Below are 15255 nucleotides of genomic sequence, written 5' to 3'. Positions count from 1 at the left end.
ACCGTTCGACTCAAGGATGAATCCCGCGTGAGCTCTTCGCTACCCGGCATCGGCATGGACTCCAGTCCCTCCCAGTTTTTCGCCCGTCAGCGCATCGCCAGCCAGGTCGACATGCCGCGGTTGTTCGCCGCGATCGATGCCGATCCCGGTATCGTCGGTGCCGGTGTCGTGTACATCGACGCCGAATTCAACGTGGTGACCCTGCGCGAGTTCCAGCCGATCTGCAGCATCAAGCCCAAGCGGGTGATCCTGCGCGAGGCGCAGAAGTACATCGCGCCGAAGCAGTTCGCCCAGCAGGTACAGGACAATCCCCGGGAGTCGCGGCTGGTCAGCGAGGCCATCAATACCAGCCTGTCGTGTGCCGGCGCGGTGATCGGCTGGGTCGTGGTGCTCAGCGGCTCGGTGGCGGTGCCGTTTTCGGCCGGGGCCAGTTCGGTGCTGGTCGCCATCGGCTATACCGCTGCGGCCGCCAGTACCGCGCAGTGTCTGGTTGGCGGTTATCGGACGGTCAACGAAGTGACCAACCCGGCGCGCAACGACTACCTCGACAGCGAGGCCTGGTACCAGTACACCTCGATCGCCCTGGATGCGGCTTCGCTGCTGGGTGTCGGCGCCTCCGCGCTGACCTCCATCAAGCTGGTGCGCATCACCAAGGCCACCACCGGCAAGAGCATCCGGGACGTGTTGCGCGGGCTCAATCGCCAGGAGCGTGCCAAGCTGACCAAGGAATTGCTGAGCATCAACGACCCGCGCCTTACCCCGAAAATGCTCAAGCTGAAACAGTTGGCCGGCGAGTTGCCCAAACGCTTCACGCCGACCGAGATCCGCCATGCCACCATCACCCAGATCAAGGATTCCCTGGGCGCGGCGATCGGGCTCACCGGCAGCGCCCTGTCCGGCAACGTGAAGACCATTGCCGTCGGGCTTTACGAGGAAATCGACGAATGATGGAGACGCTGAGCCTGCGGCGCTTTCTGGCGCGTTATTTCCCGACCTTCATCGGGGCGATCTTCGCCGCGCTGGTGGCTATCGCCTGTGGTCTGCCGTTGGCGGGGGACCACTATTTCCCCGCGGCTTCACTGGAGGAGCAGGCGACTGGTACGTTCGTCGCATTGATGTTGCTGGGCTTGGTGGTTGCCCACTGCAACTTCATGATCGTGCGCGGCCGGCCGCAGTGGGTTCGCGGCCTGGTGCTGGTGTTCGTGCTGTGTTTCCTGGGTGTGCTGCCGACCATCACCTCGCACCCGCATCGGATCGTCTACGCGCTGGCCCTCTTTGCCCCGTTGTTGGGCCTGCTGTTGCTCAACAGCCGGCGCCACCGCGAAATGCGCGAGCGCCTGGTGGAGATCCGCAAGCAGCGGGAGAGTCTTCGCCGTACGCTGGTGAGGCGGCGCTAGCGCCGGGTGGCTTCGCAGGTACCGCTGGCACCGCAGGCATAGGCGGCGAGTAAACTGTACAGCAGGCTGTCGATGGACATGGCGCAGACTCCGATGGATGACGATGGGCTAATGTTAAGTCGCGCGGATTCGTCTGGCTGGTTGATTGTATCCATCGAGGCGATAGCTTAGGATTGTATACAATTTCTTGATTCAGATCATGGGAACCCTGTCTGTCCTCAGGTAGTCTTCCTGCATTGATCCGCCGCTTTTCATACCCTGCCTTGGAGATTCACGATGTTTGCCAAAGTTGTCGCGGTATCCCTGCTGGCCCTCGCCAGCGGCCAGGTGTTCGCTGCCGAATGCAAGACCACTGTCGATTCGACCGATCAGATGTCCTTCAACACCAAGGCCATCGAGATCGACAAGAGCTGCAAGACCTTCACCGTGGAACTGACTCACGGCGGCAGCCTGCCGAAGAACGTCATGGGCCACAACTGGGTGCTGAGCAAGGAAGCCGACATGCAGCCGATCGCATCGGACGGCATTTCCGCCGGCATCGACAAGAACTACCTGAAAGACGGCGACACTCGCGTCATCGCCCACACCAAGATCATCGGTGCCGGCGAGAAGGACTCGGTCACCTTCGACGTGTCGAAGCTGAACCCGGCCGAGAAGTACGGCTTCTTCTGCTCGTTCCCGGGCCACATCTCGATGATGAAGGGCACCGTCACCCTCAAGTGATGGCCCTCACCTGGTCCCGCCCCGTGCGGGATCAGGACTGTTCGTTTTTCCGCAATTCCAGCCGAATCGTTTTTCCCTCCACTTCCTGTCGGCTGAATACCCCGCCCAACTGTTTGCGCTTGTAGTCGTTGCCCAGTGCCTGCCACTGCTCGTCGACGCTGTAGCAATTGAGGCTCTGCTGCGGTTCCAGCCCCGCAGGCGTGCTGTGCGGCTGCCAGTCGCAAAGGCCGCGATAGTGTTTTTCCCCCGATGACGGGAACCCCGACACGCCTGGACGCAGGTCGTCGCGCAGGGTGATCGCGCCGCTGCTGGTGATGCTGCGTTGATGGTTGTCCTGGCCATAGAAGGCCTCGGTCTCGAAGCTGACTTCGCTCAGATAGAGTTTGCAGCCGGGCAGTTCATAGCCGGTGGGCACCGTGAAGTCGAACGTGCGCGGGCTATCCAGTGGGACGGTATCGAAGTGCAGGGTCGGATGCTGGTACGGGCAACCGCTCTGCTGGTTGCCGGGGGTGTAGCGGGCGCTGGCGCGCAGGGCCGTCTGGATCGGCATGCTGCCGCTGAGGATGAAGTGTTCCTTGCTCGGGCGGCCGCTGGCCGGGCGAGCGGACGGCTGGGTGGCGACGAAAATCCAGCACAGGGCGCCGATCAGGCCGGACAGCGGAATGATCCACGGGCGCTGGAAGAGCGGAGTGGCTCGGATATGGGGAGGCTTTTGCTTGAACAACATACGCAGCAGTCCTGGCCAACAGAGGATGGCGAAGACTGCTCCGCAGGGGGGACTGCCTCAATAGTTGCCGAAAAAAACAGAAAAATCCTACGGCAAACTGGCCGGCATCAGGCCTTTGAAACTGTCATTCCGAGGCTGGCCCGGGCGTTGCGGCTGCCGCGGTCCAGGCGTCGTGGCGAGTCGGCAAGCCCGCCACGTTGCGTCTCCTCACGGTGCGAACGGCAGCTCGCGCTTGTGCCGGGTCTTTTCGTAGGTCCGGCAGATGATGTCGAAGGCTTCCTGGCGCACGGGCTGGCCGTGCAGGAACGCGTCGATCTCGGCATAGGTCACGCCATGGGAAGCCTCGTCCGGCTTGCCGGGTGCCAGGTCTTCCAGGTCGGCGGTCGGGACTTTCTCCACCAGCGACTCGGGGGCGCCGAAGCTGCGGGCAATGGCCCGGACCTGGTTCTTCACCAGCCCGCTCAGCGGCGCCAGGTCGCAGGCGCCGTCACCGAACTTGGTGAAGAAGCCCATCACCGCTTCCGCCGCGTGGTCGGTGCCGATCACCAGGCCGTTGGCGGCTCCGGCGATGGTGTACTGGGCGACCATGCGCATGCGCGCCTTGGTGTTGCCGAGCACGAAGTCCCGCGAGACGGCGGCCTTGCCTTCGAACGCCGCCACTTCCGCGGCCAGCGCCTTGACCGCCGGACCGATGTTCACGGTATGGCGCTCGTCGGGGTTGATGAAGTCCACCGACGCCGTGGCGTCGTGTTCGTCGAACTGGACTTCGTAGGGCAGGCGCACCGCGATGAAGCGATACTGCTCATCACCGGTGCGCTCCCGCAGTTCACGCACGGCGCGCTGCGCCAGCAAACCGGCGGTCAGCGAGTCGACGCCGCCGCTGATGCCCAGCACCAGGCTCTTGAGGCCCGAGTTCTGCAAGCAGTTCTGGATGAAGGTGATGCGCCGGGCGACCTCGGCCTCGAGGGCGGCCTGGTCGGCGAACGGCGGCTGGACCTTGAGCTGTTCAGCAATCTGGCGCTGTACGGCTTGCATGATTCACTCCTTGCGTAGGATTCGATCGAAAACGGATTAATCGGCCACCTGGAACACATGGCGCAGGTAGGAGACGAAATTCGGGTCCTTGCACTGAGCCTTGCCCGGTTCATCGGAGATCTTCGCCACGGGCTGGCCGTTGCAGGCGGTCATTTTAAGCACGATGCTCATCGGTTCCACCCCGGGAATGTCGCAGGTGAGGTTGGTGCCGATGCCGAAGCTGACATTGATCCGACCGCGCAGCGCCCGGAATATCTCCAGGGCCTTGGGCAGGTTGAGGCTGTCGGAGAACACCAGGGTCTTGCTCATCGGGTCGATGCCCAACTGGTGATAACGGGCTATGCATTTTTCGCCCCACTGTACCGGGTCGCCCGAATCATGGCGCAAGCCGTCGAACAGCTTGGCGAAGTACAGGTCGAAATCCTTCAGGAAGGCGTCGGTGGTGATGCAGTCGGTCAGCGCGATCCCCAGCAGGCCGCGGTACTCGCGGACCCAGCAATCGAGTGCGGCGATCTGGCTGTCGATCAGCCGCGGGCCGAGTTGCTGGTGGGCCATGATCCACTCGTGGGCCATGGTGCCGAGCGGCTTCATGTCGAATTCACGGGCCAGGTGCACGTTGCTGGTGCCGACGAAGCGTCCGGGGAAGTCATGCTTGAGCACGCTCACCACTTCTTCCTGGACGCGGTAGGAAAACCGCCGACGGGTGCCGAAGTCGGCGACTTGCAGGTGCGCCAGCTCGTCGGCACTGGCGTTGGCGGTCAGCCAGTCGAACTTGCGGTACAGCTGTTCGCGGGCCTGTTTCAGTTCGGTCTCCTGGTAGCGATAGCGGTTGCGCACCTCGCTGACGATCGCCAGCAGCGGCACCTCGAACAGGATCACATGCAGCCAGGGGCCGCGCAGGCGGATGAACAGTTCGCCGTTCTCGATGCCGGTGTGTACGTAGCGCAGGTTGAAGCGGAACAGGCCGAGGAAGCGCAGGAAGTCCGGCTTGAGAAAGCTGATGCGTTCGAGGAAGCCCAACTGGTCCATGCTCAGGCTCAGTTCGGCGAGGCGCTCGATCTGATAGCGGATCTCCGCCAGGTAGGGTTGCAGGTCCTCGCTGTTGCGGCAGCGGAAATCCCATTCGACTTCGACGTTGGGATAGTTGTGCAGTACCGCCTGCATCATGGTCAGTTTGTAGAAGTCGGTGTCGAGCAGGTTCTGCACGATGCGATCGCCAAAGGCCTTATCGCTCATAACGGGTGTCTCCATGCCGGTCGGCGTTGCGGCAGCTTTTGGGTGAATGGCGCTAGTGGCGCATATCAGGGGGTGGTTTTACCAGCGATTTTTGCTGGCATTGCGGGCCTATTCGCGGGCAAGCCACGCTCCTACAGAACGATGTCGTACATCAATGTCGTGCTCGACATCTCTCCTGTAGGAGCAGGGCTTGCCCGCGAAAGCGTTCTCAAGACCACCGCCAATCTCGATGACCTCCAGACTCCTCAGGCCTGCGAAGGATCGTCGATCTGCTCCTGCATCCACTGCACGAAATTCTTCACCTTCGGTACTTCCGCCGAGTGCTCCGGGTACGCCAGGTAATAGGCGTCACGGCTGGGCATCGCATGCGGCCAGGGGATCACCAGCTTGCCGTCGGCCAGTTCCTCCTCCACCAGAAAGCGCGGCAGCAGGGCCACCCCACAGCCGACCTGCGCCGCGCGAATGCACATGTAGAAGGTCTCGAAGCGTGGCCCGTGGTAGCTGTGTTCGGTGTGATAGCCCTGGTGCTCGAACCAGTCATGCCAGGCCTGGGGCCGAGAGGCGTTCTGCAGCAGGACCAGTTCGCTCAGTTGCGTCGGGTCCTCGAATGGCTGTCCGGGCAGGCTGGAGGCGGCACAGACCGGCACCAGCTCTTCGCTGAACAGCTTCAGGCACTCGGTGCCCGGCCGCGAACCCTGGCCGAAAAAGAATGCCAGGTCGCTGCGTCCCTGCAGCAGGTCGTCGGCGTCCTGTTCGCTGCACAGGTCCAGGTGGATATGCGGATGACGCAGGCGCCAGCCCTTGAGGCGTGGTACCAGCCAGCGGGCGCCGAACGTCGGCGGCGTGGAAACCCGCAGGACTTCGGTTTCGCCACCGTAGGAGCGCAGGTAGTGGGTCGACATCTCCATCTGGGTCAGGATTTTTCGGACTTCCACCAGGTACAGGTTTCCCGCCGGCGTCAGTTGCAGGCGTCGGCGCACCCGGCGGAACAGCAGGTGCTGGAGCAGTTCTTCAAGCTGCGCGACCTGCTTGCTGACCGCGCTCTGGGTCAGGTTCAGCTCCTCTGCCGCGCGGGTGAAGCTCAAGTGCCGGGTAACGGCCTCGAAACACTGCAGGGCGGTGATCGAGGGCAGGTGTCTTTTATTCAGCATGAACGGGCCTTTTCTTCTGTTTCTTGCGCAGCATGAATAAACGGAATGATATCTCGCCTAATCGTCGTTTGTTGGCAAGTCCGAAGGTCGCTACAACTACAACCTGAAGTTTTCCGATTTTCGTCTGGAGGAATGATCCCATGGTTGCCGCATTGCTCGATCGTCTTGGTGTTGACCCGGCGCTGTCTCAACAGGGCAGGCAGCCCGTGCATTCGCCGATCGATGGCAGCCGCATCGGCGCCGTGAACTGGCAGGGACCGGCCGAGGTCGAGCAGCAGGTCGGGCGCGCCGAGCGGGCCTTCGAGGCTTGGCGCCAGGTGCCGGCGCCGCGCCGTGGCGAGCTGGTGCGCCAGTTCGGCGAATTGCTGCGCCAGTACAAGGCCGACCTCGGCGAACTGGTGTCCTGGGAAGCCGGCAAGATCACCCAGGAAGGCCTGGGAGAAGTGCAGGAAATGATCGATATCTGCGACTTCGCGGTCGGCCTGTCGCGCCAGTTGTACGGCTTGACCATCGCTTCGGAGCGTCCTGGCCATCATATGCGTGAGACCTGGCATCCGCTGGGCGTGGTCGGGGTGATCAGCGCCTTCAACTTCCCGGTCGCGGTCTGGGCCTGGAACACGGCGCTGGCGCTGGTCTGCGGCAATCCGGTGATCTGGAAACCGTCGGAAAAGACGCCGCTGACCGCACTGGCCTGCCAGTCCCTGTTCGAGCGCGTGCTGAAGAATTTCAGCGATGCGCCGCCGTACCTCAGCCAGGTCGTCATCGGTGGCCGCGACGCCGGCGAAGCCCTGGTCGACGACCCGCGCGTGGCCCTGGTCAGCGCCACCGGCAGCACCCGCATGGGACGCGAGGTGGCGCCCAAGGTGGCCGCCCGTTTCGCCCGCAGCATCCTCGAGCTGGGCGGCAACAACGCGATGATCCTCGGCCCCAGCGCCGACCTGGACATGGCGGTGCGGGCCATCCTGTTCAGCGCCGTCGGCACCGCCGGCCAGCGTTGCACCACCCTGCGCCGGCTGATCGCCCACGAGTCGGTCAAGGACGAGATCGTCAGCCGGCTCAAGGCCGCCTATGCCAAGGTGCGCATCGGCCACCCGCTGGAGGGCAATCTGGTCGGCCCACTGATCGACAGGCACGGTTTCGATGCCATGCAGGACGCCCTCGAACAGGCCCTGAGCGAGGGCGGTCGGGTGTTCGGCGGCCAGCGCCAACTGCAGGAGCAGTTCCCCGATGCCTATTACGTCTCGCCGGCCATCGTCGAGATGCCCGAGCAGAGCGATGTGGTCCGGCACGAGACCTTCGCCCCGATCCTCTACGTGATCGGCTACAGCGACTTCGCCGAGGCCCTGCGCCTGAACAATGCGGTGCCCCAGGGGCTGTCCTCGTGCATCTTCACCACCGACGTGCGCGAGGCCGAGCTATTCATGTCGGCGGTGGGCAGCGACTGTGGCATTGCCAACGTCAACATCGGCCCCAGCGGTGCGGAGATCGGCGGCGCGTTCGGTGGCGAGAAGGAGACCGGCGGTGGTCGTGAGTCGGGTTCCGATGCCTGGCGCGGCTACATGCGGCGCCAGACCAACACCGTCAACTACTCGCTGGAACTGCCGTTGGCTCAGGGCATCGTCTTTGACTGAGTCGGTGTAGCGCCCAGGCCCTCTTGGGTCGGGTTTGTCCCTGTAGGAGCCGGCGGTGTGGCTGTTGGGTTTCATTTTCGGAGTCTGGCAATGGCGTTACGTGAAGAATGTCTATGGGAAAAGCTCACGCCCCAGCGGCCCGAGGCGCCGCGCTTCAAGGGGGAGTTGAGCGTCGACGTCTGTGTCATCGGCGCCGGCATTACCGGGCTGTCGGCCGCGATTCACCTGCGTGAGCAGGGCAAGAGCGTCTGCGTGCTGGAGGCTCATCGCACCGGGCATGGTGGCTCCGGGCGCAATGTCGGCCTGGTCAACGCCGGGTTGTGGATTCCTCCGGACGATATCGAGGCCGGTTTCGGCGAGGCCGTCGGCAGCCAGCTCAATCGCATGCTCGGCGGCGCCCCGGCGCTGGTGTTCAGCCTGGTCGACAAGTACGGCATCGATTGCCAACTGCGCCGCGAAGGCACCTTGCATATGGCCCACAATGCCCGTGGCGAGGCTGACCTGCGCAGTCGCGAGCAACAGTGGAAGCGTCGCGGCGCCCCGGTGGAACTGCTGACCGGCAGCGCCTGCGAAGCCGCCACCGGTACGCGCAAGATTGCCGCCGCCCTGCTCGACCGGCGGGCCGGCACCCTCAATCCGATGGCCTACACCTCGGGCCTGGCCAAGGCCGCCGTCGGGCTGGGTGCCCGATTGTTCGACCAGTCGCCGGTCACCCGGCTGGAGCGCCAGGGCCAGCGCTGGTCGGTGCAGACAGCCGACGGCGCGGTCAGTGCCGAACAGGTGGTGATGGCCTCCAATGCCTACACCGAAGGCGAGTGGACCGAGCTGCGGCGCAATTTCTTCCCCGGTTACTACTATCAGGTCGCTTCCGTCCCGCTGGACGATGACGCGGCGAAACGGATCCTGCCGGGTGGGCAGGGCTCCTGGGACACCCGCCAGGTGCTCAGCAGCATCCGCCGCGATGCCGACGGCCGGCTGCTGCTGGGCAGCCTCGGCAATGGCAACCAGAAACCCGCCTGGTTCCTGCGGGCCTGGGCCGACCGGATCCAGCAGCACTATTTCCCCTACCTGAAAAAGGTCGACTGGGAATGTACCTGGACCGGCTGCATCGCCTTCACTCCCGATCACCTGATGCGGCTGTTCGAGCCGGCGCCCGGCCTGGTGGCCGTCACCGGCTACAACGGACGGGGCGTCACCACCGGCACCGTGGTCGGCAAGGCCTTCGCCGACTACCTGTGTAACGGAAATCCTCAGGCCCTGCCGATTCCCTTTGCACCGATGCGGCCGGTACCGGCGGTGGGCCTGCGCAGTTGTCTGTACGAGGTCGGGTTCTCGCTGTATCACGCGGGCCAGTGCCTGCGGATCGTCATTTGATACAACAAAAGCGCCAATCCGGACGGCGCTTTTACCGGCTACGGCTAGCCTATATGGTGCGCGATGTAGCAGTCGTGCACTGTGAGTGTGCACTTCGGTGACGCATGTTGTTACATGGTGGTTGCACGCGTATGTGTGTCGAGGTTGCAGTAGTGGCACTTGAGGGTTGCACCTTTTTCTGAAAAAGGTTCTACCTTCGCCGAGTTAGACGGTTGCACGCCCAGTTGAAAAGGGCCCGAAACAGTCCAGAAAACCATAAGACAGTGACTTTTTTCAGAACAAAAAACCGATGGCACGCCCCTTGCTCTGAGCATTCAGTGAAGTCGCAGTGCCAAACTAAAAAAACTTGGAGCACCACCTCATGTCCCAGAAGTTTTACAAAAAAGGCTGTGTCGCCCTCGCAGTGGCTGCTGCGCTGGGTGTTTCTGCGTTTGCTCAGGCTGATCTGAAAATCGGTGTGGCCGGTCCCATGACCGGTGCCAATGCGGCGTTTGGCGAGCAGTACATGAAGGGGGCTCAGGCGGCGGCGGACGTGATCAACGCGGAAGGCGGGGTCAACGGCGAGAAGATCGTCCTGATCAAGGGCGACGACGCGTGCGAGCCGAAGCAGGCGGTAACGGTGGCCAAGGACCTGACCAACAAGCAGGTCGCCGGTGTCGTCGGGCACTTCTGCTCCTCCTCGACCATCCCGGCCTCGGAAGTCTATGACGAAGCCGGCATCATCGCGATCACGCCCGGTTCCACCAACCCGCAGGTGACCGAGCGCGGTCTGTCCGCGATGTTCCGCATGTGCGGTCGTGACGACCAGCAGGGCATCGTCGCTGGCGACTACATCGTCGACGTGCTCAAGGGCAAGAAGGTCGCGGTGATCCACGACAAGGACACCTATGGCCAGGGCCTGGCCGACGCCACCAAGGCGCAACTGATCAAGCGCGGCGTGACCCCGGTGATCTACGAGGGCCTGACCCGTGGCGAGAAGGACTTCAGCGCCCTGGTGACCAAGATCCGTGCCGCCGGCGCCGACGTGGTCTACTTCGGTGGCCTGCATCCGGAAGCCGGTCCCCTGGTCAAGCAACTGCGCACCGAAGGCCTGAAGGACGTCAAGTTCATGTCCGACGACGGTGTGGTGACCGATGAGCTGGTGACCACCGCCGGCGGCCCGCAATACGTCGACGGCGTCTACATGACCTTCGGCGCCGACCCACGCCTGCTGCCCGACAGCAAGGCGGTCGTCGAGCAGTTCCGCAAGAACGGCACCGAGCCTGAAGGCTACACCCTGTACGCCTACGCCTCGATCCAGGCCCTGGCCGCCGGCTTCAACGGCGCCAAGTCCAACAAGGGCGAAGACGCCGCCAAATGGCTCAAGTCGCATCCGGTCAAGACCGTGATGGGCGAAAAGGCCTGGGACACCAAGGGCGACCTGAAAGTCTCCGACTACGTGGTCTACCAGTGGGACGCGAGCGGCAAATACCACCAACTGGAAAAACAGAAGTGACATGAGCCGATCGGCCGGCCCCGCGCGGGTCGGCCGGTCGCCACGCGTGTCCGTGCAGTTACCTGTCTTTTCTCGTAGAACTGCACATGGCTGTGCTGCGACGGCGGTTGAACCCCGGTCCGTCGCGGTGGGCTTCTGTGCAGTCTCTCAACGTGCGTGAGATTGCGTTATGGATGGTATTTTCCTGCAGCAACTGGTCAATGGCCTGACCCTCGGGTCGGTCTATGGCCTGATCGCCATCGGCTACACAATGGTCTATGGCATCATCGGCATGATCAACTTCGCCCACGGCGAGGTTTACATGATTTCCGCCTACCTCTCGGCAATCAGTCTGGCCCTGCTGGCCTACTTCGGTATCGAATCCTTCCCGCTGCTGATGCTCGGCACGCTGCTGTTCACCATCGTCGTGACCGGGGTGTATGGCTGGACCATCGAGCGTATCGCCTACAAACCCCTGCGCAACTCTACCCGGCTGGCGCCGCTGATCAGTGCCATCGGCATTTCGCTGATCCTGCAGAACTACGCGCAGATCAGCCAGGGCGCCAGGCAGCAGGGCGTTCCCACACTGCTCACCGGTGCCTGGCGCATCGAGGTCGGCAGTGGCTTCGTCCAGCTCACCTACACCAAGGTCTTCATCCTGGTGGCCGCGTTCCTCGGCATGGGCGTGCTGACCTACATCATCAAGTACACCAGGCTGGGGCGCATGTGCCGGGCCACCCAGCAGGACCGCAAGATGGCCTCGATCCTCGGGATCAATACCGACCGGATCATTTCCTATGTGTTCGTCATCGGTGCGGCCATGGCGGCCCTGGCCGGTGTGCTGATCACCATGAACTACGGCACGTTCGACTTCTACGCGGGCTTCGTCATCGGCATCAAGGCCTTCACCGCAGCGGTGCTCGGTGGCATCGGCTCACTGCCGGGAGCGATGCTGGGCGGGATCATCCTCGGGATCTCCGAGTCGCTGTTCTCCGGGTTGGTCAACTCGGACTACAAGGACGTGTTCAGCTTCTCGCTGCTGGTCCTGGTCCTGGTCTTTCGGCCGCAAGGCCTGCTCGGCCGTCCTCTTGTGTCGAAGGTGTAAGCCATGTCCACTGCCACTGAAAAAAAGCTCGATATCAAAAAAAGCCTGGTGGATGCCATTCTTGCCGGCCTGCTCGCCCTCATTGTCTTCGGCCCGATCGTCGGGGTCGTCCTCGAGGGCTACAGTTTCAACCTGGAACCGACCCGTGTCGCCTGGCTGGTGGCGATCGTCATGCTCGGCCGCCTGGCCCTGAGCCTCTACCTGCAGACCGCCAAGGGCAAGCGGCTGCTCGACAGCTTCGAGGGCGGCGGTTCGGGGGTGCACGTACTGGCGCCGGACTACAAGTCGCGCCTGCGCTGGATCATCCCGATCATGATCGCCATCGCGGTGGTCTTCCCGGTGTTCTCCAACTCCTACCTGCTGGGCGTGGTGATCCTCGGCCTGATCTACGTGCTGCTCGGCCTCGGCCTGAACATCGTGGTCGGCCTCGCGGGCCTGCTCGACCTCGGCTACGTGGCGTTCTACGCCATCGGTGCCTATGGCCTGGCCCTGGGTTACCAGTATCTCGGCCTGGGCTTCTGGACCGTACTGCCTCTGGCGGCCATCTGTGCGGCCATGGCCGGCTGCGTGCTGGGTTTCCCGGTATTGCGCCTGCATGGCGACTACCTGGCGATCGTGACCCTGGGTTTTGGCGAGATCATCCGCCTGGTGCTCAACAACTGGCTGTCGCTGACCGGCGGCCCGAACGGCATGCCGGCGCCGCTGCCGACCTTCTTCGGCCTGGAGTTCGGCAAGCGGGCGAAGGATGGCGGGGTGCCGTTCCACGAGTTCTTCGGTATCGCCTACAACCCGGACGTGAAGTTCTACTTCATCTACACCGTGCTGTTCCTGGTGGTGCTGGCGGTGCTCTATATCAAGCACCGGTTGACCCGGATGCCGGTCGGCAGGGCCTGGGAGGCCCTGCGTGAAGACGAGATCGCCTGCCGCGCCATGGGCCTGAACCATGTGCTGGTCAAGCTCTCGGCATTCACCCTCGGGGCCTCGACGGCAGGCCTGGCCGGGGTGTTCTTCGCCACCTACCAGGGCTTCGTCAACCCGACCTCGTTCACCTTCTTCGAGTCGGCGCTGATCCTCGCCATCGTCGTGCTCGGTGGCATGGGCTCGACCATCGGCGTGGTCATCGCCGCCTTCGTGCTGACCGTTGCGCCGGAGTTGCTGCGCAGCTTCGCCGAGTACCGGGTGCTGCTGTTCGGCGTGTTGATGGTGTTGATGATGATCTGGCGGCCTCGCGGCCTGATCCGTATCAGTCGTACCGGGGTTGCCCCGCGTAAGGGTGTCTTGCACGAGGGAGCTGCGCAATGAACGATGAAATCATTCTCTCGGTCGAGAAACTGATGATGCACTTCGGGGGCATCAAGGCCCTCAGCGACGTCAGCCTGCAGGTCAAGCGCAACTCGATCTTCGCCCTGATCGGCCCCAACGGTGCCGGCAAGACCACCGTGTTCAACTGCCTCACCGGTTTCTACAAGGCCACCGGCGGCAGCATCGTGCTCAATACCCGCGGCCGAGAGACCAACGTTATCCAACTGCTGGGCGAGTCCTTCCGGGTCAGCGACTTCGTCTCGCCGAAGAACTTCGCCAGCCGGCTGTACTACAAGATGTTCGGCGGTACCCACCTGGTCAACCGTGCGGGGCTGGCACGGACCTTCCAGAACATCCGCCTGTTCAAGGAAATGTCGGTGCTGGAGAACCTGCTGGTGGCCCAGCACATGTGGGTCAACCGCAACCTGCTGGCCGGCATCCTCAATACCCGGGGCTACCGCAAGGCCGAGAGCGACGCGCTGGACACGGCGTTCTACTGGCTGGAGGTAGTCGACCTGGTGGACTGCGCCAACCGCCTGGCCGGCGAGCTCTCCTACGGCCAGCAACGCCGCCTGGAGATCGCCCGGGCCATGTGCACGCGGCCGCAGGTGATCTGCCTCGACGAGCCGGCGGCGGGCCTCAACCCTCAGGAAACCGAAGCGCTGAGCGCGATGATCCGGCTGCTGCGCGACGAGCACGATCTGACCGTGGTGCTGATCGAACACGACATGGGCATGGTGATGAGTATTTCCGACCACATCGTGGTACTGGACCACGGCAACGTGATCGCCCAGGGCGGGCCCGAGGCGATCCGCAACGACCCGAAAGTGATTGCCGCCTACCTGGGTGCGGATGAAGAGGAACTGGTATGAGTCAGGCTATCCTCGAACTGAAGAATCTGGACGTCTATTACGGGCCGATCCAGGCCCTGAAGAAGGTCTCGTTGCACATCGACGAAGGCGAAACCGTCAGCCTGATCGGCTCCAACGGGGCCGGCAAGTCGACGCTGCTGATGTCGATCTTCGGCCAGCCGCGGGCGGCATCCGGGCAGATCCTCTACCGGGGCGTCGACATCACCCACAAGTCCTCCCACTACATCGCCTCCAACGGTATCGCCCAGTCGCCGGAAGGGCGCCGGGTGTTCCCCGACATGACTGTGGAAGAGAACCTGCTGATGGGCACCATCCCCATTGGCGACCAGTTCGCCAGCGAGGACATGCAGCGCATGTTCGAGCTGTTTCCGCGGCTCAGGGAGCGGCGTAACCAGCGGGCCATGACCATGTCCGGCGGCGAGCAGCAGATGCTCGCCATCGCCCGGGCGCTGATGAGCCGACCCAAGCTGCTGCTGCTCGATGAGCCGAGCCTGGGCCTGGCGCCGATCGTGGTGAAGCAGATCTTCGCCACCCTGCGCGAACTGGCTGCCTCGGGGATGACCATCTTCCTGGTCGAGCAGAACGCCAACCATGCGCTCAGGCTCTCGGACCGGGCCTACGTGATGGTCAACGGGCAGATCCGTCTCAGCGGTACCGGCAAGGAACTGCTGGCCAACGAGGAGGTGCGCAACGCGTATCTGGGCGGGCACTGATCCGGGTCCACAGGAACGCCCCGTGACCTTGACCGGTCCGGGGCTTTTTTCATATCCACAGCGCCAGGGGCGAATTGTGGAAAACGCCGGGCAAAACTTCGTGGGGTGCGACATGAAACCGCTGCAAACAGTTGTTTTGTCACCGTTTTGACTTGTCCCCGTTTGCTGTGGAATCGGCTGTGGGTAACGTGGGAGTAGCTGGCTGGAGGCCTTGTGGGCCGTGGCCTGTAGAGGTTTGTCTGTTTTTTGATCAGCCGTTTTTCGGTAAGCTCGAAAGACATTTGTCAACAGGTTTATGGGTGTCGCGTTCGCCCGGCAAGTGCTCGGGGAAGCCTGTGGATAACTCTGTGGGCAAACTCTGGAAAGACCGCCGTGGGCGGCGTAGCTACTGGCTTGGCGCCAGTCTGCGGAAACCCATCGGTGGGTCGCGATGGCCGATGGCTGCACATGGGCTTGCCCGGGGTCAAGCGAAAAACTTTTAAAACAGTGCTGCAGGCCTTGTGGATAGCGGCCTG

14 protein-coding genes are annotated in these 15255 nt (G+C 63.2%); 10 read left to right on the top strand and 4 right to left on the bottom strand.

Translation table 11 applies throughout. The annotated features are described in order from the left end of the window. Positions 1 to 27 precede the first annotated feature (27 nt). The 3 genes from ACM62G_RS09030 (at position 28) to azu (ending at position 2120) form a co-directional block, all read left to right on the top strand. Entirely contained in the window at positions 28 to 948 is a 921-nt protein-coding gene (locus ACM62G_RS09030; protein WP_419737029.1) for an NAD synthetase, read from the top strand. Next, positions 945 to 1397, top strand: coding sequence for a hypothetical protein (locus ACM62G_RS09025; protein WP_273822120.1), 453 nt, complete (start codon positions 945 to 947; stop codon positions 1395 to 1397). The genes ACM62G_RS09030 and ACM62G_RS09025 overlap by 4 nt, the downstream gene beginning before the upstream one ends. Before the next feature lie 276 nt (positions 1398 to 1673). After that, positions 1674 to 2120 (top strand): azurin, encoded by a 447-nt coding sequence (gene azu / locus ACM62G_RS09020; RefSeq protein WP_054058667.1) that lies wholly within the window; start codon positions 1674 to 1676, stop codon positions 2118 to 2120. 31 nt (positions 2121 to 2151) lie between these two features. Here the strand turns inward: azu and ACM62G_RS09015 are convergent, their stop codons facing one another. The 4 genes from ACM62G_RS09015 to ACM62G_RS09000 all read right to left on the bottom strand — a co-directional run bounded on the left by ACM62G_RS09015 (position 2152) and on the right by ACM62G_RS09000 (position 6269). Continuing rightward, positions 2152 to 2847: a hypothetical protein gene (locus ACM62G_RS09015; RefSeq protein WP_054058668.1), complete on the bottom strand. Its 696-nt coding sequence runs from the start codon at positions 2845 to 2847 to the stop codon at positions 2152 to 2154. Positions 2848 to 3054: 207 nt separating this feature from the next. Further along, a complete protein-coding gene (gene nadE, locus ACM62G_RS09010; protein WP_054058669.1) occupies positions 3055 to 3882 on the bottom strand; it encodes an ammonia-dependent NAD(+) synthetase in 828 nt (275 codons plus the stop codon). 36 nt (positions 3883 to 3918) lie between these two features. Continuing rightward, positions 3919 to 5118 carry a nicotinate phosphoribosyltransferase gene (gene pncB / locus ACM62G_RS09005; RefSeq protein ID WP_054058670.1) on the bottom strand — a complete coding sequence of 400 codons (1200 nt, stop codon included), beginning with the start codon at positions 5116 to 5118 and terminating at the stop codon, positions 3919 to 3921. A gap of 245 nt (positions 5119 to 5363) precedes the next feature. After that, the gene (locus tag ACM62G_RS09000; protein ID WP_419737028.1) at positions 5364 to 6269 is read right to left on the bottom strand and encodes a LysR family transcriptional regulator; all 906 of its coding nucleotides are present in this window, start codon (positions 6267 to 6269) and stop codon (positions 5364 to 5366) included. Between the two features lie 140 nt (positions 6270 to 6409). Between ACM62G_RS09000 and ACM62G_RS08995 the strand changes: the two genes are divergently transcribed. From ACM62G_RS08995 to ACM62G_RS08965, 7 genes are all read left to right on the top strand, one after another. After that, positions 6410 to 7900, top strand: a complete 1491-nt coding sequence (locus ACM62G_RS08995; RefSeq protein ID WP_419737027.1) for an aldehyde dehydrogenase family protein — start codon at positions 6410 to 6412, stop codon at positions 7898 to 7900. A gap of 90 nt (positions 7901 to 7990) precedes the next feature. Next, entirely contained in the window at positions 7991 to 9274 is a 1284-nt protein-coding gene (locus ACM62G_RS08990) for an NAD(P)/FAD-dependent oxidoreductase (protein WP_419737026.1), read from the top strand. 361 nt (positions 9275 to 9635) lie between these two features. Further along, positions 9636 to 10769: a branched-chain amino acid ABC transporter substrate-binding protein gene (locus ACM62G_RS08985; RefSeq protein WP_054062150.1), complete on the top strand. Its 1134-nt coding sequence runs from the start codon at positions 9636 to 9638 to the stop codon at positions 10767 to 10769. 169 nt (positions 10770 to 10938) lie between these two features. Then, entirely contained in the window at positions 10939 to 11853 is a 915-nt protein-coding gene (locus ACM62G_RS08980; protein ID WP_054059814.1) for an ABC transporter permease subunit, read from the top strand. 3 nt (positions 11854 to 11856) lie between these two features. Beyond that, positions 11857 to 13155: a high-affinity branched-chain amino acid ABC transporter permease LivM gene (gene livM / locus ACM62G_RS08975; RefSeq protein WP_054059815.1), complete on the top strand. Its 1299-nt coding sequence runs from the start codon at positions 11857 to 11859 to the stop codon at positions 13153 to 13155. Next, positions 13152 to 14027 (top strand): ABC transporter ATP-binding protein, encoded by an 876-nt coding sequence (locus tag ACM62G_RS08970; RefSeq protein WP_273822132.1) that lies wholly within the window; start codon positions 13152 to 13154, stop codon positions 14025 to 14027. Before livM ends, ACM62G_RS08970 begins: the two co-directional genes overlap by 4 nt. Next, positions 14024 to 14740 (top strand): ABC transporter ATP-binding protein, encoded by a 717-nt coding sequence (locus ACM62G_RS08965; RefSeq protein WP_273822133.1) that lies wholly within the window; start codon positions 14024 to 14026, stop codon positions 14738 to 14740. Before ACM62G_RS08970 ends, ACM62G_RS08965 begins: the two co-directional genes overlap by 4 nt. Positions 14741 to 15255: the final 515 nt, after the last annotated feature.

The organism is Pseudomonas sp. COR18 (assembly GCF_048568395.1).
GTDB lineage: Bacteria > Pseudomonadota > Gammaproteobacteria > Pseudomonadales > Pseudomonadaceae > Aquipseudomonas > Aquipseudomonas fuscovaginae_B.
Note: the sequence above shows the minus strand (reverse complement) of the source record. Positions and strands in the feature narration are given on the sequence as shown.